Origin of the sequence: Actinomadura luzonensis, from assembly GCF_022664455.2 — a bacterium.
Taxonomy (GTDB): Bacteria; Actinomycetota; Actinomycetes; order Streptosporangiales; family Streptosporangiaceae; genus Nonomuraea; species Nonomuraea luzonensis.
Map to the genome: position 1 here is coordinate 4,329,570 of NZ_JAKRKC020000001.1, position 17,067 is coordinate 4,346,636.

At 75.6% G+C, this 17,067-nt stretch carries 17 protein-coding genes; 5 read left to right on the forward strand and 12 right to left on the reverse strand.

Annotation, left to right across the window (positions count from 1 at the left end):
- Positions 1 to 68: 68 nt before the first annotated feature.
- Positions 69 to 1,451, forward strand: coding sequence for a condensation domain-containing protein (locus MF672_RS20810; protein WP_242381529.1), 1,383 nt, complete (start codon positions 69 to 71; stop codon positions 1,449 to 1,451).
- A gap of 48 nt (positions 1,452 to 1,499) precedes the next feature.
- Positions 1,500 to 3,020, forward strand: coding sequence for an amino acid adenylation domain-containing protein (locus MF672_RS20815; RefSeq protein ID WP_242381528.1), 1,521 nt, complete (start codon positions 1,500 to 1,502; stop codon positions 3,018 to 3,020).
- Positions 3,021 to 3,084: 64 nt separating this feature from the next.
- Here the strand turns inward: MF672_RS20815 and MF672_RS20820 are convergent, their stop codons facing one another.
- Positions 3,085 to 3,336, reverse strand: coding sequence for a phosphopantetheine-binding protein (locus tag MF672_RS20820; RefSeq protein WP_242381527.1), 252 nt, complete (start codon positions 3,334 to 3,336; stop codon positions 3,085 to 3,087).
- A 194-nt stretch (positions 3,337 to 3,530) separates the two neighbouring features.
- Here MF672_RS20820 and MF672_RS20825 point away from each other — a divergent pair, with 194 nt between their 5' ends.
- From MF672_RS20825 to MF672_RS20835, 3 genes are read left to right on the forward strand one after another with little or no spacing between them, the layout of a single operon-like run.
- Complete coding sequence (locus MF672_RS20825; RefSeq protein WP_242381526.1) at positions 3,531 to 5,147, forward strand: condensation domain-containing protein; 1,617 nt, start codon at positions 3,531 to 3,533, stop codon at positions 5,145 to 5,147.
- 5 nt (positions 5,148 to 5,152) lie between these two features.
- Positions 5,153 to 6,043, forward strand: coding sequence for an LPD16 domain-containing protein (locus tag MF672_RS20830; RefSeq protein WP_242381525.1), 891 nt, complete (start codon positions 5,153 to 5,155; stop codon positions 6,041 to 6,043).
- Positions 6,044 to 6,047: 4 nt separating this feature from the next.
- Positions 6,048 to 7,211 carry a cysteine desulfurase family protein gene (locus MF672_RS20835; RefSeq protein WP_242381524.1) on the forward strand — a complete coding sequence of 388 codons (1,164 nt, stop codon included), beginning with the start codon at positions 6,048 to 6,050 and terminating at the stop codon, positions 7,209 to 7,211.
- 38 nt (positions 7,212 to 7,249) lie between these two features.
- Here the strand turns inward: MF672_RS20835 and MF672_RS20840 are convergent, their stop codons facing one another.
- The 11 genes from MF672_RS20840 to MF672_RS20890 all read right to left on the reverse strand — a co-directional run bounded on the left by MF672_RS20840 (position 7,250) and on the right by MF672_RS20890 (position 17,060).
- Positions 7,250 to 8,107: a hypothetical protein gene (locus MF672_RS20840; RefSeq protein ID WP_242381523.1), complete on the reverse strand. Its 858-nt coding sequence runs from the start codon at positions 8,105 to 8,107 to the stop codon at positions 7,250 to 7,252.
- Positions 8,104 to 9,000 (reverse strand): glucose-1-phosphate thymidylyltransferase RfbA, encoded by an 897-nt coding sequence (rfbA, locus tag MF672_RS20845; RefSeq protein WP_242381522.1) that lies wholly within the window; start codon positions 8,998 to 9,000, stop codon positions 8,104 to 8,106. Before rfbA ends, MF672_RS20840 begins: the two co-directional genes overlap by 4 nt.
- 30 nt (positions 9,001 to 9,030) lie before the next feature.
- On the reverse strand, positions 9,031 to 10,218 hold the full coding sequence (locus tag MF672_RS20850) for an ABC transporter permease (protein WP_247815348.1): 1,188 nt from the start codon (positions 10,216 to 10,218) through the stop codon (positions 9,031 to 9,033).
- Positions 10,215 to 11,390, reverse strand: a complete 1,176-nt coding sequence (locus tag MF672_RS20855) for an ABC transporter permease (protein WP_242383243.1) — start codon at positions 11,388 to 11,390, stop codon at positions 10,215 to 10,217. Before MF672_RS20855 ends, MF672_RS20850 begins: the two co-directional genes overlap by 4 nt.
- 2 nt (positions 11,391 to 11,392) lie before the next feature.
- On the reverse strand, positions 11,393 to 12,355 hold the full coding sequence (locus MF672_RS20860) for an ABC transporter ATP-binding protein (RefSeq protein WP_242383245.1): 963 nt from the start codon (positions 12,353 to 12,355) through the stop codon (positions 11,393 to 11,395).
- Entirely contained in the window at positions 12,352 to 13,476 is a 1,125-nt protein-coding gene (locus MF672_RS20865) for a right-handed parallel beta-helix repeat-containing protein (RefSeq protein WP_242383247.1), read from the reverse strand. The genes MF672_RS20860 and MF672_RS20865 overlap by 4 nt, the downstream gene beginning before the upstream one ends.
- On the reverse strand, positions 13,473 to 13,643 hold the full coding sequence (locus MF672_RS20870) for a hypothetical protein (RefSeq protein WP_247815349.1): 171 nt from the start codon (positions 13,641 to 13,643) through the stop codon (positions 13,473 to 13,475). Before MF672_RS20870 ends, MF672_RS20865 begins: the two co-directional genes overlap by 4 nt.
- Before the next feature lie 276 nt (positions 13,644 to 13,919).
- Positions 13,920 to 14,702, reverse strand: a complete 783-nt coding sequence (locus MF672_RS20875) for an alpha/beta fold hydrolase (protein WP_242383251.1) — start codon at positions 14,700 to 14,702, stop codon at positions 13,920 to 13,922.
- Positions 14,703 to 14,716: 14 nt separating this feature from the next.
- On the reverse strand, positions 14,717 to 15,565 hold the full coding sequence (locus MF672_RS20880; protein ID WP_242383252.1) for an ester cyclase: 849 nt from the start codon (positions 15,563 to 15,565) through the stop codon (positions 14,717 to 14,719).
- Positions 15,562 to 16,155, reverse strand: a complete 594-nt coding sequence (locus MF672_RS20885; RefSeq protein ID WP_247815350.1) for a holo-ACP synthase — start codon at positions 16,153 to 16,155, stop codon at positions 15,562 to 15,564. Before MF672_RS20885 ends, MF672_RS20880 begins: the two co-directional genes overlap by 4 nt.
- Positions 16,152 to 17,060 carry an ACP S-malonyltransferase gene (locus MF672_RS20890; protein WP_242383256.1) on the reverse strand — a complete coding sequence of 303 codons (909 nt, stop codon included), beginning with the start codon at positions 17,058 to 17,060 and terminating at the stop codon, positions 16,152 to 16,154. Before MF672_RS20890 ends, MF672_RS20885 begins: the two co-directional genes overlap by 4 nt.
- Positions 17,061 to 17,067 lie beyond the last annotated feature (7 nt).

Sequence of the window (17,067 nt, forward strand, 5' to 3'; positions counted from 1 at the left end):
TCTTGACCCCGGCCATTCGCCTCCGCGATGAATGACGGACGGGAAAAGGCTGCGGAGGGGGATGACCGATGTCCGTCGAGGCGCGGCTCAGCCATGGCCAGCTCTTCAGCTGGCGGGAGATCGAGCGGTATCCGGAGGACTGGCTGGCCGAGGCCAACCTGCCCAGCACCTGGGACCTGCGCGGCAGCTCGGTGGAGCACGTCCTGCGCACGCTGCGGCGGCTGATGGACCGCCACGAGGCGCTGCGCACGACGTACCACGTGGTGGGCGGCGCGCCGGTGCAGCGCGTGCACGCGGCGATCGAGCCGCCGGTCGAGGTCGTGGACCGGGTGGTGACCGACCCGGGCGAGCACGAGCTGACCAAGGCCGAGCTGCTGGCGGTGCCGTTCGCGATGGAGGGCGACCTGAACTGGCGGGGGCGGCTGGTCGCCATGCACGGCTCGCCGCTCTACCTGTCGCTGACGTTCTCGCACCTCATCGTGGACCTGTGGTCGATCCACCACGTCCAGGACCAGTTCAAGGCGCTGCTGGCCGACCCGGGCGCGACCGCCGTCACCGGGCCCGCGCCGCGCGAGCTCGCCCGGCGGCAGCGGGAGGAGTCGTGGCGGCCCCGGCAGGAGGGCGCGGAGCGCTACTGGCGGGGCGTGCTGGCGCAGGGCCTCACGGACGCCCTGCCCACGCTGCCGGCGAAGGCGAAGCGCAACCGGCTGGAGCTGACGCTGCACTCGCGCGCCCTCGGCGGGTGGGCGGCCGAGGCCGGGCGGGTGCACGGCGTGACGGCTCCCGCCGTGCTGATGGCGTTCGTGGCGGCGGGCCTGGCCCGGCACCTGGGCACCGACCGGGTCACGATGAGCCTGATGTCGTCCAACCGGTTCGCGCCCGAGGACCAGCACAACGTGGGCACGATGAACCAGCTCGTGCCGTTCGTCGCGGGCGTGGACCCGCGCGCCACGCTCGCCGAGCACGTCAAGCGCCTGCACTGGGCGAGCGCCAGGGCCTACCGGCACTCCTGCTACGACTTCGACAGGATCGCCGGGCTGGCGGCGGAGCTGGGCGAGCGGCCGGAGCACGGCTGCTGGATGAACCACCTGTTCCGGGCCTGGTTCAACTACATCCAGGTGGACCGCAGGCCGAGCGACGCCCGCGACCCGGAGCCGGCCGAGCTGGCCTGGACGCCGCTGGCGCAGCAGTACGGGCAGGCGTTCCGGGTGCGGGTGGAGGTGCGCGGCGGCCGGACCAGCGTGCTCATGCTGGCCGACCCCGACGTGCTGCCCGCCGAGGCGATGACCGACGTCATGCGGACGGTGGCCGCCGGGGCGCGGCTGGCGGTGACCGATCCCGGGCGCGCGCTGAAGGACCTGTGGGACGGAACGGACCCGGCGCCGCCGCCCGCCCTGTTCCCGCCCGACCCGCCGCCTTACACCCCGTCCCCCCTGGCCCCGGCCCCGTAGCCTGCCGCCCCCGTAACCCCCAGCCCCGCAGCCGATCGTGGAGAGGCCATGGAACGCACGCTCTACCGGTGGTTCGCCGACTCCGCCGCCCGCCACAGCGACCTGGTCGCGCTGGAGACGGGGGACGGCCGGCACACCTACGCCGAGCTGGACGCGCTCTCCCGCCGGCTGGCCGCCGAGCTCGCCGACGCCTGCGGCGGCCCGCCGTCCAGGGTCGGCCTGTACGCGGCCCGCAACCTGCTCGCCTACGCCGGGTACCTGGCCGTCCAGCGGCTCGGCGCGACCGTCGTCCCGCTGAACCCGGCCGCCCCGCCGGCCCGCAACCGGGCGGTGGCGGCGGCGGCCGGGCTGGACCTGGTGCTGGCCGACGCGACGCTCGCCCCGCCGGTGCTGCCCGCCGCGACGCTGGCGGTCCGCCTGGACCGGCTCGGCCCGGGGCCGCGCGGCGTGCCCGACACCGTCGCCGCGAGCCTCGACGCGCCCGCGTACGTGCTGTTCACCAGCGGCTCGACCGGCGTGCCGAAGGGCGTGCCGGTGCGGCACCGCAGCGTGGACGCCTACCTGGCGCACGTCGTGCCCCGCTACGGGCTGGGGCCGGGCTGCCGGCTGTCGCAGACGTTCGACCTGACCTTCGACCTGTCGGTGTTCGACATGTTCGCGGCGTGGGGCAGCGGCGCGACGCTGGTCGTGCCGGGCCCGTACGACCTGCTGAAGCCGGTGGCGTTCGTCGCCAGGGAGCGGCTGACGCACTGGTTCAGCGTGCCGTCGGTGGTGTCGCTGGCGATGCGGCTGCGCCGGCTGGCGCCGGGCTCGATGCCGTCGCTGCGCTGGAGCCTGTTCTGCGGGGAGCCGCTGACGCTGCGGCAGGCCGCGGCGTGGGCCGCCGCCGCGCCGGGCAGCGTGCTGGAGAACCTGTACGGGCCGACGGAGGTCACGATCAGCTGCACCCAGTACCGGCTGCCCGCCGACCGGGAGCGCTGGCCGGTGACGGCCAACGGGACGGTGCCGATCGGGCTGCCGTACCCCGGCGTGGAGCACCTGGTGCTGGACGGCGACGGCCGGCCCGCGGCGGAGGGCGAGCTGTGCCTGCGCGGCGTGCAGCGTTTCCCCGGCTACACCGACCCGGAGGTGAACGCGGGCCGCTTCGCCCGCTCCGACGGCTCCCCCGCCGGCCCGCCGCCGGACGGCGAGGTGCCGCCCGGGCTGTGGTACCGGACCGGCGACCGGGTGGCCTGGCGCGACGGCCTGCTGGTGCACCTCGGCCGGCTGGACCAGCAGGTCAAGATCTCCGGCCACCGGGTGGAGCTGGGCGAGGTCGAGGCGGCGCTGCGCGAGCAGCCGGGCGTGCACGAGGCGGTGGTGCTGGCGGTGCCGGACGCGGACGGCGAGCTGCGGCTGGAGGCGGCCTGCACGGGCGCGGGCCTGGACCCGCCGGCGCTGGTCAGGGGCGTGGCCGCGGTGCTGCCCGGCTACATGGTGCCCCGCTCGGTCACCCTGCTCGACGCCCTGCCGCTGAACGCCAACGGCAAGGTCGACCGCCGCGCCACCGCCGCGGCCCTGCACCCGTAGCGGACAGTGCGACGGCCGCCCCGGTCTCCGGGGCGGCCGCCGGGCGACGCGGTGCGGGCCGGTCTCAGCGCAGCGGCGGCCACACGGTGGCCAGCGTCTGCCAGAGCGACCCGACCGTGGCGAACGTGGACTCGTTCAGCAGGTCGTCGGGCAGCTCGACCCCGTACGCGTCCTCGACGTCCACCAGCAGCCGCACGACCCCCATCGAGTCGAGCCCGAGCGCGCCCAGCTCGTCGTGGGCGGTCAGCTCACCGGAGTCGGCGTACGGCAGATGCGTGCGCAGAATGCTCTGGAAACCGTCGGGTATATCCAGCATGGCGCAGCCCCCATCTCACGATGTCAACCCTTCGGGAAAAGGCTGCCGAAATGGCCGGGCCGCGGTCAATGCCGGCCCCGCTGGCAGGTTGTGCCCCGCCGAACAGGTCAACGCGCGGCCGTTGCCCGATAACCGGGAAACGCCGATTCTCGGGTTATTGGGGTATCACGAATTCCGGCCGAGGTGAATGTGCGATGAAATCCGCGAGCCTGTGCTGGGGGCAGCGCTACATGTGGCTGCGCGTCCACCAGCTCCCGCCGGAGCACCAGCACGAGACGCACGTCGTGCTGCGGTTCCAGGTGCCCGGCGGGCTCACCGTCGCCCAGTGCCGGGCGATCCTCACCCACCTCGCGCGCCGCCACGAGATCCTGCGCACGACCTTCCCCCTCGACCCGGAGCCCGCGCAGCGGGTGGAGCCGCCGGCCGCGCTGCCGGTTACCGTGGCCACCACGGAGCGGGACGGCACGCCCGGCCCTGCCGGGGTGCTCGACGACCTGACCCGCCGCCCGTTCGACCTGGCCGCCGAGTGGCCGGTCCGGGCCTGCCTCATCACCACCGGGGGCCTGCCGCGGCAGTGCGTGCTGGTCTTCAACCACCTGGCCGTGGACGCCTGGACGATCGAGGAGATCAAGCGGGAGCTGCGCACGCAGGCCGCCGGCCTGGCCGCCCGCCGCCCGGCCGCGCTGCCGCCGGTCCGGCACCAGCCGTCCGACCTGGCCCGGCACGAGGCGTCGGCGGACGCGGCGATCGTCGCCGCCCGGTCGATGGCGCACTGGCAGGAGGGGGTGGCGCGGCTGCCGCGCGACCCGTTCGCCCGCCGCCGCCGGGACGCCGAGGGCGCGGGGCACGCGACGCTGATCTCGCCCGCGCTGCTCGCGGCCGGGCGGCGGGTGGCGGCCCGGCACGGGGTGTGGCCGTCGCTGGTGCCGGTGGCGGCGTACGCGGCGATGACCGCCCGCTACACGGGGCAGCGCACGGTGGGGTGGCTGGCGTTCGTCAGCAACCGCGGGTCGCATCCGTACCCGGACGTGCTGACCTGCATGTTCTCGCCGATGCTGGTGACCGTGGACGCCTCCGGCGACCCGCCGTTCGGCGAGCTGCTGCGGCGGCTGGCCGGCGCCTTCGAACAGGCCGGTGAGCACGCGTACGTGCCCTACGACAAGGTCGTGGAGATGGTCTCCCGCGAGGGCTCGCGGCGCGGCGGCGAGGTGCGGCTGGGCTCGGAGGTCAACTTCATCAAGCAGCGCAGCAAGGAGTACGGCGGCCGGCGCACCGCGTTCACCTGGAACCCGGCGCCGCTGTCGTGGGCGCGCTGCGGCCTGGACACCTACCTGCGGATCGACGAGTGGCGGGACGCGGTGTCGCTGTCGCTGCACGCCGCCGCCGCGGTCATGGGGCCGGCCGAGGTCGAGTGGTTCCTGCGCGGCATGGAGGCCCTGGTGCTGGCGCACGACGAGGGCCGCGAGACGCCGGCGGCCCCTCCCCCGCTCCCCCCGCCCCCGCTCCCCGCTCCCCCGCCCGTCGCTGCGCCGGTCCCCGCGGGGCCGGCCCCGGACGCCGCCGTGGCGGCGCTCGCCGAAGCCGTGCGCGAGACGCACGGCCTGTCCCGCGTCGACCCGTCCGACAGCTACGTGCTGGCCGGCGGCCAGGCCCTGCGCGCCCCGCAGGTGCTGGCCCGCCTGGCCGGGCGCGGCTGGACGGGCCTGACGCTCCAGCAGCTCACCGGGCCCGCGCCGCTCGGCGCGCTGGCCGCCAGGCTGGCGCCCGGCCCGCGTACTCCGTCCACCCAGATCCCCAGCAACTCGGAGTGAACCTCATGAACGACACCCTGACCGGCCAGGTGGCCAAGAGCCGCCGCCTCGTCGCCTCGGAGCAGGAGCTGCGCCAGGCGATCGCCCGCGAACTGCCCGCCGACGGCCTCGCCGACCTGGTGGTCATGGGCGGCCACTTCATGCTGTTCGAGGACCCGTCCTCCGGGCGGCTGACGCCGGGCGTCATCGAGGAGCAGCGGGACGAGACCATGCGCGGCCGCATCGCCGGCCGGGTCGGCGTCTTCCCCGGCTACACCTGGCGGATGTCCATCGAGCTGCTCAACGAGTACGCCGCCGCCGGCGCGGACGCCCGGCTGCTGCTGCTCGTCAACGACTGGCAGTACGTGCCGACCGGCGGCCGGCCGGCGAGCGAGCTGCGGGCGGAGTTCTTCGCCGGCCTGACCGCGCTGCCCGCCTCGTACGAGAAGGCGCTGCGCGAGGCCGGCCTGACGCAGGACGTGGTCCTGCCCAGCAGGAAGCACCCGCTGGCCTTCCCCGAGACCTGGCTGAAGTACCGCTTCCAGAAGGCCGCCGACCGCTTCGTCAAGGAGGGCCGCCTGGAGAAGCGCTACCTCGACTCCGGCCCGCGCGACACCGAGGTGGCCTTCCTGGACGCCGACGGCAACTACCGCACGCTCATCAGCTGCGGCATCACCGGCTGCGCCGGCGAGATCACCGAGATGGTGTCGGAGGTGTACAAGGCGGGGCACCGCAACCTGCTGATCTTCGCGCCGGGCGAGTGCCTGATGCCGGTGGAGACGGGCGTGGACATCGCGCTCAGCCTGTACGACCTGCCGGGCATGCGGGTGGTGATCGCCGACCCGGGCGGCAGCGGCGAGATGTCCGCCGAGGAGATCTACGGCAACCTCGTCACCGTCAGCACGTTCCGCAGGTGACGCCATGAAGGTCATCTACCTGGACGGCTGCGCCACCACCCGCGTGGACGACGAGGTGTTCGACGCGATGCTGCCGTACCTGCGGGAGGAGTTCGGCAACCCGTCCTCGCCGCACGTGCTGGGCAAGCGGGCCCGGCGCGCGGTGGACGAGGCGGCCGAGTCGGTGGCGCGGCTCATCGGCGCCGACCCGGCGGACGTGGTGTTCACCTCGGGCGCGACCGAGAGCAACAACCTCGCGCTGCTCGGCATGTTCGGCCACGACGAGCGGGCCCCGGTCAACGGCTTCTTCTGCCCGATCGACCACAAGTCCTCCCTCGCCGTCGGGCAGGCGCTGGCCGCCCGGGGCGTCGAGACGCGCACGGCGCGGGTGCGGCCGAGCGGCCAGGTGGACCTGGACGACCTCGCCGCCCGCCTCGACCTGCACACGAGGGTGGCCACGGCCGCCTGGGTGAACAGCGAGATCGGCGTCGTGCAGCCGGTCGCGGCGATGGCGGCCCTGTGTCACGCCGTGGGCGCCATGCTGCACGCCGACGCGGCGCAGGCGGCCGGGCGCATCCCGATCGCGGTGCGGGAGGCGGAGCTCGACACGTTGTCGCTGTCGGCGCACAAGATCCACGGCCCGAAGGGCGTCGGCGCGCTGTACGTGCGGCCGGAGATCCGGCACCGGCTGCGGCCGGTGCTGTACGGCGGCGGGCAGCACGCGCTGCGCAGCGGCACGATCCCCACGCACCTGGTGGTGGGGATGGGCAAGGCGGCCGAGCTGGCCGCGGCCCGGCTGGACACCGAGTGGCGGCGGGTCAGGGAGCTGCGCGCGACGGCGCTGGACGTGCTCGCGGCCGGCGTCCCCGGCCTGCGGGTCAACGGCGACCCGGACGCGAGCGTGCCGCACGTGCTGAACGTGGTGCTGCCGGGCGTGCGCGGCGAGAGCCTGGTCGCCGGGCTGCGGACGGTGGCGGTGTCGACGGGGTCGGCGTGCAACTCCGGCTCGCAGGAGCCCTCGTACGTGCTGACCGCCATCGGCGTCCCGGCCGAGGACGCGAACTGCTCGGTGCGGATCTGCCTGGACCCCGCGATGAGCTTCGCGGACCTGGTGCTGGGCGTCGAGCTGCTGGTGGAGCGGGCCCGCGCCCTGGCCGGGGTGGCGGTCGCCACGCCCGGCCAGGTGTGAGCCCTCGGGACGCGCCGGGACCTGCCTCGATCCGCGCCTCAGCCGGCGTTGAGGAAGGTCCTGGCCGCCTGGACGCCCGCCTGGAACCGGCTGGTGGCGTCGAGGTCGCGCATCATGGTCGCGATGTGCCGGCGGCAGCTCCGCACCGACATGCCGAGCTTGCGCGCCACCACCTCGTCGGTGTAGCCCTTGGCCATCAGCGCCGCGATGGACTGCTGCAGGTCGTCGGCCACCCCCGCGTAGCCGAAGTCGATGCCCTCCAGCGGCGTCGCCATCTCCCACAGGTGGTTGAACAGGTCGAGGAAGAACTGCGCGATGCCCTGGTTGTGCACCCGGGCCACGTTGGCCTCCTCGTCCTGCACGCCGAACAGCACCACCAGCGACCGGTCGAAGACGATCGCCGAGCGGGGCACGTGGCTGACGGTGTAGATGATCGCGCCGGCGTCGGTGAGGCGCTTCATCCGCATCCGGGTGGCCACGTCCGCGCGGTTGCGGTGCTGGCAGATGATGCGGACCGTCACGCCGCGCGCCACCAGGCCGAGGTAGGTGTCCGACAGCTCCTCGACCACGCCGCCGGCCTGCAGCACCAGCACCTCCTCGCGGCAGCCGTCGGAGGCGGTCTTGAGGAAGCCGCGCACCTCCAGCGTGCCCTCCAGGTACTCCACGGTGCTGCGGGGCTCGCCCTCGCCGTCCCGGCGCGGCTCGAACAGGGTGATGCGCTCGCGGATCTGGTCGATCAGCTCGCGCCGCCGGTAGATCTCGCGTTCCAGGTCCCGCACCGCCTCGCGCAGCTCCCCCGTCCCCATCACGCGGTCGGCGGCCCCGGCCGGCCCGAGCGCGCCGGGTCCGCCCTCTCCTGCGGGCGGCCCGCCCGCGTACGACGTCGTCAACGTCATGGTCGTGCCTCCTGCTGTCTGTTACCGAACTGCTCGGCCACCGAGATCACGTACTGGCCGTAGGCGGACTTGCCGAGTGCGGCGCCGAGCCGGTGGCAGTCCTCGGCGCCGATGTAGCCCATGCGCAGGGCGATCTCCTCCAGGCAGGCGATCCGGACGCCCTGCCGCTGCTCCAGGAGCTGCACGTACTGGCCGGCCTGGAGCAGGGACTCCGGCGTCCCCGCGTCCAGCCAGGCGAAGCCGCGGCCGAGGTGGACCAGGCTCGCCCGGCCGCGTTCCAGGTAGGCGCGGTTGACGTCGCTGATCTCCAGCTCGCCGCGGCCGGAGGGGGCGAGGTTCTTGGCGATGTCGACGGCCTCGTTGTCGTAGAGGTAGAGGCCGACGACGGCGAGGTTGGAGCGGGGGACGGCGGGCTTCTCCTCGATGGACAGCAGCCGGCCGGCCGCGTCGGCCTCGGCGATGCCGTAGCGGTGCGGGTCGCTGACCGGGTAGCCGAACAGCACGCACCCGTCCACGTCGCGGCAGGCCTGCCGCAGCAGCTCCTGGAAGTTGTGGCCGTGGAAGACGTTGTCGCCGAGGACGAGCGCCACGGTGTCGTCGCCGATGTGGTCGGCGCCGATGATCAGCGCCTCGGCGATGCCGTTCGGCTCGGGCTGCTCGGCGTAGGAGATGGTGAGCCCCAGGTGGGAGCCGTCGCCGAGGAGCCGCTGGAGCTGGGGGGCGTCCTCGGGGGTGGTGATGAGGAGGATGTCGGTGATGCCGGCCAGCATGAGGACCGACAGCGGGAAGTAGACCAGCGGTTTGTCGTTGACCGGCAGGAGCTGCTTGGAGACCGCCAGCGTGGTGGGCAGCAGCCGGGTGCCTCTCCCGCCGGCGAGCAGGATCCCCTTCATCGTCCCCGTCCTTTCCTACAGGTGGCGGTGCTAGATGGCGGTCAGCGCGCGGCGGCGGAACAGGGCCAGCGCGCCGCCCAGCAGCAGCACGGCCATCCCGGCCAGCACGGCGAGCTGGGGCAGGATCGCGGTCAGGCCGGTGCCGGGCCGGGCGAGGGTGAGCAGCGCGTCCATGCCCCACGCGTGCGGGAACAGGTGGCCGAGGGCGTTGATGACGTCGCCGGACGACTCGCGCGGCCACAGGCAGCCGCCGAGCATGCCGAGGATCACGCCGAGCGGCGGGCCGATCGCGGGCGCCTGGTCGGGGGTGCGCAGCAGCGTGCCGACGAGCAGCGCCGCGCCGGTCGCGACCAGCGAGAACACCACCACGACGGCGGCGACGCCGAGCGGGTCGCCCCAGGTGACGCCGAACGCCGCCGCGCTGACCAGCACGATCAGCGCGGCCTGGGCGAGCGCCACGAGGAAGCGGCTCAGCGCCTCGCCGGCCAGCACCGACGCGCGCCGCACGGGAGCGGTGAGCGCGCGCTGGAGCAGGCCGAGGCGGCGGCTCTCGACCAGCGCGGCGGCCACCGCCATCGAGTTGATGAAGGTGAACAGCAGCAGGTTGGCGGGGGCGGTGTAGGCGAAGCCGCGCGGGTCGGCGGCGCCGGCGGCCGCGCCGGTCACCGCGACGCGGCCGGACTCGGCCTGCGCGCGCCGGACCAGGGCGGCGGCCTCGGCCGGGCTCGCGCCCGCGGCCTCGGCGGCGCGGGTGGCCTCCTGGACGGCGGCGACCCGGCCCACGGCGACGTCGATGGCGCTGCGGGCGGCCAGGCCGCTGCCGTTGGCCTGGGTGACGACGAGGTTGAGCCGGGTGGAGCCGGGCGGGATGACCAGGCCGGCGGCGAGCGCCCCCGACCGCACGCCCGAGCGCAGCTCCCGCGCCGAGCCGGCCGCGGTGACCTCCAGGTCGGGACGGGCGCGCAACTCGGCCAGCAGCGCGGCGGTGACGGCGTCGGAGCCGGGGGCGACCACGCCGACCGGCAGCCGGTCGGCGGTGTTGCCGATCGCCATGCCGACGAACACGATCGACACGAACGGCATGACGACCATGAAGAACAGGCCCACCCGGTCGCGCGCGTGCCGCCGCAGGTTGGCCGCCACCAGCGCGAGCACGGGCCGGGGGGTGCGGGGGCCGGGCCCGCCGGGGCGGGCGTCAGGCCGGGGGGCTCGGGTCACAGCAGCATTCCCTTCTTCAGCCCGGCGACGGCGAGCCCGCCGGCGACCAGGGCGATCGCGCACAGCACCGCGATCGGCCCGGCCACGGCGGCGAGGCCCGCGCCGCCGCCGGCCAGCTCGGTCAGCGCGGTGGAGGTCCAGCCGTTGGGGGTGAGCAGGGCGGCGGCCTGGAGCACGCCGGGCAGGTTGTGCATCGGCACGAGGCTGCCGCCGAGGAAGGCCATGACGAACGAGACCACCATGATCACGCCGTCGGCCTGGGCGTCCGTCCTGACGCGGGAGGTCACCAGCATGGTGATCGCGGCGGCGGCCAGCACGTGCGCCACCAGCACGGCGAGCACGGCCGGCGGGTCGCCCCACGTCGCCCCGGACACCAGGACGGAGGCAGCCCAGGTGACGCACACGCTGACCAGGGCCAGCGCGAAGCCGACCACGGCCTTGCCGGCGAACGGCACCCACACGGCGAGCGGCCCGGCCCGCATGCGGTCGAGCGTGCCGAGCTTGCGCTCGGTGAGCAGGCCGCGGAAGGACGCGCCGACGACGAAGAAGGCGAACAGCGCGGCCATGCCGGAGCCGTAGTAGACCGACAGGTCCACCTTGCCGCCGGCCAGCGGGTCGTCGCCGAGCGTCAGGGCGGGCCCGGCCGCGCCGTTGCGCTCGACCAGCTCCTTGACCTCGTTCCCCGGCACGCCGGCGAGCAGGACGGCCCGCGCCGCGAGGGTCCTCGCGTCCACCAGGGCGGAGATGCGGTCCACGATCGCCCGCGCGACCACGCCGGCGAGCGGCGAGCGGGGCGAGGTCAGCACGTCGAGCCGGCCGCCCTCGCCGGCGCCGACGCTGGTGCTGAACCCGGCGGGGAAGACGATGGCCGAGCCGATCTCGTCGGCGTCGAGGGCGCGCGCGGCGGCGTCCCTGCTGGGCAGGTCGCGCAGCGTGACGCTGCCCTTCAGCTCGGCGGAGGCGGCCACCTCGCGGCGCACGCTGGCCGGGAACTCGCCGCGGTCCAGGTCCACGACGCCGACGGTGGCCTGCAGCGGCGGGTCGTCGCCGCCGAGGGCGAGGCTGAACAGCGCGGCCAGCGCCACCGGGACGACGACCGCGATGACGAGGGCCGTGCCGTCGCGCAGCCGGGTGCGCAGCTCCAGCGCGGCCACGGTGAGGAGGGGTCTCATGGTCAGTCCCGCAGGGTGCTGCCGGTGAGGTGCAGGAACGTGGCCTCCAGGTCGGGTTCGATGACCCGGGTGGCGGTCACGGTGGCGCAGCCGTCCACGGCGGTGATGAGCGAGGGCAGCAGCCGCCGGCCGCCCTCGGTGATCAGCCGGATGGAGGTGCCGCCGGTCCTCGCGCCTTCGAGCACGCCCTCGACGGCGCGGAGCTTGGCGAGGGCGGTCTCGACGTCGCCGTCGAGGGACAGCTCGACCTTGTCGTGGCTGCCGACCAGCGCGATCAGCTCCTCGCGGGTGCCGTCGGCGATGATGCGGCCGTGGTCGATGATGGCCACGCGGTCGCAGACCCGTTCGACCTCCTCCATGTAGTGGGAGGTGTAGAGCAGCGACATGCCGCCCGCGACCAGGCGCTCGACGCCCTCCAGGATGGCGTTGCGGCTCTGCGGGTCCACGCCGACGGTGGGCTCGTCGAGGATCAGCACGTCGGGACGGTGCAGCAGGGCGGCGCCGATGTTGATGCGCCGGCGCATGCCGCCCGAGTACGTGCCGAGCTTGCTGTCGGCCCGCTCGGCGAGCCCGACCAGGTCCAGCACCTCCTCGATGCGGCCGGGCAGCTCGCGACGGGGCAGGCCGAACAGGCGGCCGAAGAAGCGCAGGTTCTCCCGGCCGGTCAGCTCGGGGTAGAGGGCGACCTCCTGCGGCACGTAGCCGAGGCGGGCCTTGGCCCGCATCGGGTCGGCGGCCAGGTCAACGCCGCCGACGGTGACGCCGCCCGCGTCGGGGCGCAGCAGGCCCACCAGCATGGAGATCGTGGTGGTCTTGCCCGCGCCGTTGGGGCCGAGCAGCCCGTACGCCTGGCCGGGCGCGACGGCGAAGCCGACGTCCTGGACGGCGACGAGGTCGCCGTAGCGTTTGGCGAGGCCGTGGCAGGCGAGCGCGGGGATCGGTTCCGTCGTCAGCACCGTCGTCATCGCCGCCACCCCTGGACCTCGGGCGGGTCGCCCGCGCCGGCGGTGTTGGCGGCGAAGCACTGGCGGCCGAGGTCGGCGCCGAGCTGGTAGTCCAGCGGGGTGTTGCCGTGGACGCGGTTCCACAGCGCGTACGTGTCGAGCACGTCGTCGCCGCCCCAGTCCTTGGACGAGCCGAGGACGAAGCCGGCGCCCATGACGGACTCGCCGGTGGGGTGGTTGCCGTGGATGTGGTTGTCGACGACGGCGACCCGGTGCGTCCCGATGAGCGCGAGGCCGACGCCGGAGATGGGCGGCCCGGCCGCGCCCAGCCCGTCCGGCTCGGCGCCGGCGGCCAGGTCGTTGCCGTGCAGGTCGTTGCCCGCCACCAGGCAGTCGGTGACGCCGCCCGGCGGCTCGCCCTCGTAGACCTGGTTGAGCAGCATGATGCCGATGGCGTTGCCGTGGCAGGCGTTGCGGAGCACCCGGGCGCCGGAGGAGTTGTCGACGAACAGGCCGAAGGCGTTGCCGTGCAGGTCGTTGCCCTCGACCAGGTGCTCCGACAGGGGGCAGAAGGAGAGGGCGGCGCCGGCGTACTGGCTGCCGGAGGCCCGGCAGGAGGTGATCCGGCAGCCGGTGGACTCGCGCAGGTAGACGCCCCAGACCGCGTTGTCCTCGGCGGTCACGTCGTGGACGGTGACGCGGGCGGCGGAGTGGGCGTACACGCCCGCGCCGGAGAAGCCGCGCACGGTGAGCCCTTCCACGCGGACGTCGGCGACGCCGTCGCCGTGCACGGTGACGCCGCTGACCACCTCGGGCCCGGCGTCGTGCAGGCGCGGCACATCGGGCCCAGCGTCCTCCCCCGGGCCTTCCCCGGGGACGAGGACCGTCCGGCCGGGGCCCGCGCCGGTCAGGGTCACGCCGGGGTGCCTGATCCAGAGGGCGCCGCGGTGCACGCCCTCGGCCAGCTCGACGCGCGCGCCCGGCCCGGCCTCGTCCAGCACCCGCTGCGCCGGCTCGCCGGCGGCCACGGTGAAGGCCGGGCCGGGGGCGGCCGGGGCGGGGCTGGCCGGGGTGGGGGTGTTCGTGGCGGGGGTGTTCGTGGCGGGGGTGTTCGTGGCGGGGACGGCCGTGGTGACGGTCATGAGGGGATCCCCTCCTCCTCGACGTAGACGATCGCCAGCGAGACGAACAGGCCGCCGCCCTCGCCCCAGCGGGCCGCGCCGGCGGCGGCGCCGGGGCCGAGGCGTTCGCGGGCGGCGGCGGCGCTCGCGCCGCGGACGGCGTAGGCGGCGCCGCCGGTCAGGCGCACGCCGGTGGCGTCGGCCAGCCGCGGCGGCCTCCGCCATGAGCCGGCCGGCCCAGTCGCGCGGCGGCGCGGCGAGGGCTTCGAAGTCGTGCCAGGTGAAGCCGGGCGGGCGCGCCCCGACGGCCTTGATCAGGCTCTCCTTGACGGAGAAGGCGGCCACGCCGGGCCCGCGCCCGCGCTCGGCGTCGGTGGTCAGGCGGCGGGTGAAGACGCTGCCGCCGCGCGCCGCGGCCCGGGCGAGCCGGTCGCTCGCCACGATGTCCACCCCGACGAGGACGCTCATGCGAGCGCTCCGGCGCAGCGGCCGGCGAAGTCCCGCAGCGCGGCGGTGTACTCCTCGGCCCGCTCGACCATGGGGATGTGGCCGCTGCCCTCGACCACCAGGACCTCGTTGTCCGGGTAGCCGGCCAGCAGCTCCAGCCACGGCGCGACGGGCGTCATACGGTCGTGGCGGCCCCACACGAAGAACGACGGGCAGCTCACCCGGTCCAGAGCGGGCCTGACCTGGTAGCGGCGGGTCGCCTTGAGGCTGCGGGCCATGCTGACCATGGACTCCGGCTGCCGCAGCAGGTCGCCGGCCTCGGCCATGCGCTCGGGCGCGAAGTGGCTGCGCCCGCTGTGGAACAGCGCGGCCACCATGCGCTCGCCGAAGTCGTCGCCGAAGGGCCGCACGCTGCCCCGCCGGTCGAAGCTCAGCCCCACGTCGGGGTCGGCGGTCAGGCCGGGCGCGCCGCTGACCACGATGCCGCGCACCCGGTCGGGGCACCGTCCGGCCAGGTCGATGGCGACCAGGCCGCCGAGGGAGTTGGCGCACACCACGGCCTCCCCGATGCCGGCCCGGTCGCAGGCGCGCAGGAAGGCGTCGCCGAGGCGTTCGATGGAGCCGGCCACCTGGCGGTCGAGGGCGCAGATGGCCTCGTTGGTGCGCAGCACGCTCCAGCCGTCGGCGTGCAGGGCGTGGAAGGGGTGGTCCCAGATCCAGCCGCCGGCGAACAACGCGGACACGAACACCACGGCCGGCCTGCCGTCGCCGGGCAGGTGCTCGGCGGTGAACTCGTTCATCGGGCTCTCCAGGGTCACAGGGTCGGGACGGCGGCCGGGCTCCAGCCGCAGCCGCAGGCCGCGTCGGTCCGCACGGCGGCGGAGCAGTCCGGGCAGCGGGCGTAGTCGCGGGCGCTGACGGGACGCCAGACGCTGGTGTGGACGCGGGTGCACAGGCCGGACTTGAAGAAGCGGCGCATGGCCCGCTGGTGCGGCCGGGCGTGGATGGCGCGGACCGACTCCAGCCGGTCGTAGGCGCTCAGCGTGTACTTGCGGTCGCCGAGGTCGAACGTGGTGACGCCGAGGAAGCCGCGGGCGGCGCGCAGCGACTTGACGATCTCGACGCTGAGCAGGTCCACCTCGGCGGCCTCGGCGTCGTCGCGGACCTCCAGCCAGGTCAGGACGAGCGCGCCGGGCCGCTCGGTGCGGGCGGTGCCGGCGCGGGCGCTGACGCCGAACTCGCGGACCTCGTCGGCGGCGGGCACGAACCGCGCGCCGTAGCCGAGGGATGCGGCGAGCGCCAGCCGGTCGTAGGTGCGGCGCACGTGCGCGCCGCGCTCGTCCACGGTGACCAGGTCGGTGCCGCCGACCTCGGCGCGCCCGCCGGTGGCGGGCATGCCCAGGTACGGCTCGCGGTGGTCGGCGCGCAGGCTCCAGCCGAGCGCGGCGGCGTCGGCGTCGCCGATCAGCCGCTCGGTCTCGAAGGCGGGGGCGCGGAAGCGGGCCAGCGTGGCGGCGGCGTGCGCGGCGAGCGCGGGGCCGGTCAGGACGCCGCCGGAGTCGGGGTCGGCGTAGCTGGCGGCGGTGGCGGCGACCGCCTCGGGGTCGCCGTCGCGCCAGGCCTGCAGGTGGTCCTGGGCGAGCTTGCGGGCGTCGCTGGTCATGGTGCCTGGTCCTCCGGCGGGGGCGGCGCGTGCAGGGCGACGGCGAGGGCGTGCCGGGCGGTGTGGCTGAGCGAGAGGCGGATGTGCTCCCCCGCTCCGGCCAGCCCGGACAGCTCGCCGGTGAGGCGGACGGCGGGCGGGTGCCCGTCGAGGCAGGCGGCGTCGCCGCGGCAGGCGGCGGTGGGCCGGGGCAGCACCTCGACCTGGCCGAGCGCGGCGGGGGTGGCGGGCAGCCCGAGCAGGCGCAGCACGGCCTGCTTGGCGGCCAGCCGGCCCGCCCAGTGCTGCAGGGTGCGGCCGCGGGCGGAGCGGACGCGTTCGGCGGGGGTGAAGACGTCCTCCACGGCGACGCCGGCGGCGAGCAGGTCGCCCGGCCGGGCGAGCCCGGCGTGGCCGACGACCGCGCTCCCCCACCGGTGCGCCGCCGCCGGAGCGGAGGCGGGCCCAGGAGCAGGGGCGGGCCCAGGAGCAGGGGCGGGCCCAGGAGCAGGGGCGGGCCCAGGAGCAGGGGCGGGCCCAGGAGCAGGGGCGGGCCCAGGAGCAGGGGCGGGCACGGCAGCGGGGGCGGGCACGGCAGCGGGGGCGGTCACGCGGCCACCGCCTTGGCCAGGCGGCGCAGCGTGCCGGGGTCGGACATCGACAGGCACCGGGCCTCGGCGCGCCGCGACAGCCCGGTGAGCACCTTGCTGTCGCCCACCTCCACGCCGGCGGCGGCCGCGTCGACGGCGGCGACCGTGCGGGTCCACAGCACCCGGCCGGTGAGCTGCGCGATCAGGGCCTCGCGCAGGGCGGCGACGTCCGTGGTGGGCTCGCCGGTGACGTTGGGGACGACGGGCACGCGCGGCTCGCGCATCGGCGTGGCCCGCACCGCCGCCGCCCAGCCGGCCACGGCGGGGGCCATGAGCGGCGAGTGGAAGGCGTTGCCGACCTGGAGCGGGACGACCTTGCTCGCGTCGGTGGCGAGCGCGCTCACCCGGTCCAGCGCGGCCGGGGAGCCGGAGACGACCACGTGGCCGGGGGCGTTCTCCAGCGCCACGACGACCGGCTCGCCGGGCGCGGCGGCGGCCGCGGCCAGCTCCTCGACCCGGTGGACGGGCAGCCCCATGACGGCCCGCATGCCGCCGCGCTCGCCGACCGCGGCCATCAGCGCGGCCCGCGTCTCGACCAGCCGGACGGTGTCGGCCAGCTCCAGCACGCCGGCCGCGTGCAGCGCGCTCAGCTCGCCCACGCTGTGCCCGGCGACGACGGCGGGCGCGTGGCCCTCCTCGTCCAGGACGGCGAGCGCGGCCAGGTTGCACGCCGTGACCGCGATCTGGGCGTGCTCGGTGGCGACCAGCCGGTCGAGCGGCCCGCGGGCGCACAGCGGCGTGATCGGGCGGGCCAGCAGCGCGTCCACCAGGTCCAGCCGGTCGCGCGCGACGGGCCGGCGGCGCAGCCACGCGCCCATGCCGACGCGCACGGTCCCCTGGCCGGGGAAGAGATAGCCGAGCTTCACGATGCGT

Excerpts from the sequence above, each read along its gene's own strand:
- MF672_RS20810 (WP_242381529.1), top strand. The coding sequence starts at position 69 with ATGTCCGTCGAGGCGCGGCTCAGCCATGGCCAGCTCTTCAGCTGGCGG.
- MF672_RS20815 (WP_242381528.1), top strand. The coding sequence starts at position 1,500 with ATGGAACGCACGCTCTACCGGTGGTTCGCCGACTCCGCCGCCCGCCAC.
- MF672_RS20820 (WP_242381527.1), bottom strand. The coding sequence starts at position 3,336 with ATGCTGGATATACCCGACGGTTTCCAGAGCATTCTGCGCACGCATCTG.
- MF672_RS20825 (WP_242381526.1), top strand. The coding sequence starts at position 3,531 with ATGAAATCCGCGAGCCTGTGCTGGGGGCAGCGCTACATGTGGCTGCGC.
- MF672_RS20830 (WP_242381525.1), top strand. The coding sequence starts at position 5,153 with ATGAACGACACCCTGACCGGCCAGGTGGCCAAGAGCCGCCGCCTCGTC.
- MF672_RS20835 (WP_242381524.1), top strand. The coding sequence starts at position 6,048 with ATGAAGGTCATCTACCTGGACGGCTGCGCCACCACCCGCGTGGACGAC.
- MF672_RS20840 (WP_242381523.1), bottom strand. The coding sequence starts at position 8,107 with ATGACGTTGACGACGTCGTACGCGGGCGGGCCGCCCGCAGGAGAGGGC.
- rfbA (WP_242381522.1), bottom strand. The coding sequence starts at position 9,000 with ATGAAGGGGATCCTGCTCGCCGGCGGGAGAGGCACCCGGCTGCTGCCC.
- MF672_RS20855 (WP_242383243.1), bottom strand. The coding sequence starts at position 11,390 with ATGAGACCCCTCCTCACCGTGGCCGCGCTGGAGCTGCGCACCCGGCTG.
- MF672_RS20860 (WP_242383245.1), bottom strand. The coding sequence starts at position 12,355 with ATGACGACGGTGCTGACGACGGAACCGATCCCCGCGCTCGCCTGCCAC.
- MF672_RS20865 (WP_242383247.1), bottom strand. The coding sequence starts at position 13,476 with ATGACCGTCACCACGGCCGTCCCCGCCACGAACACCCCCGCCACGAAC.
- MF672_RS20875 (WP_242383251.1), bottom strand. The coding sequence starts at position 14,702 with ATGAACGAGTTCACCGCCGAGCACCTGCCCGGCGACGGCAGGCCGGCC.
- MF672_RS20880 (WP_242383252.1), bottom strand. The coding sequence starts at position 15,565 with ATGACCAGCGACGCCCGCAAGCTCGCCCAGGACCACCTGCAGGCCTGG.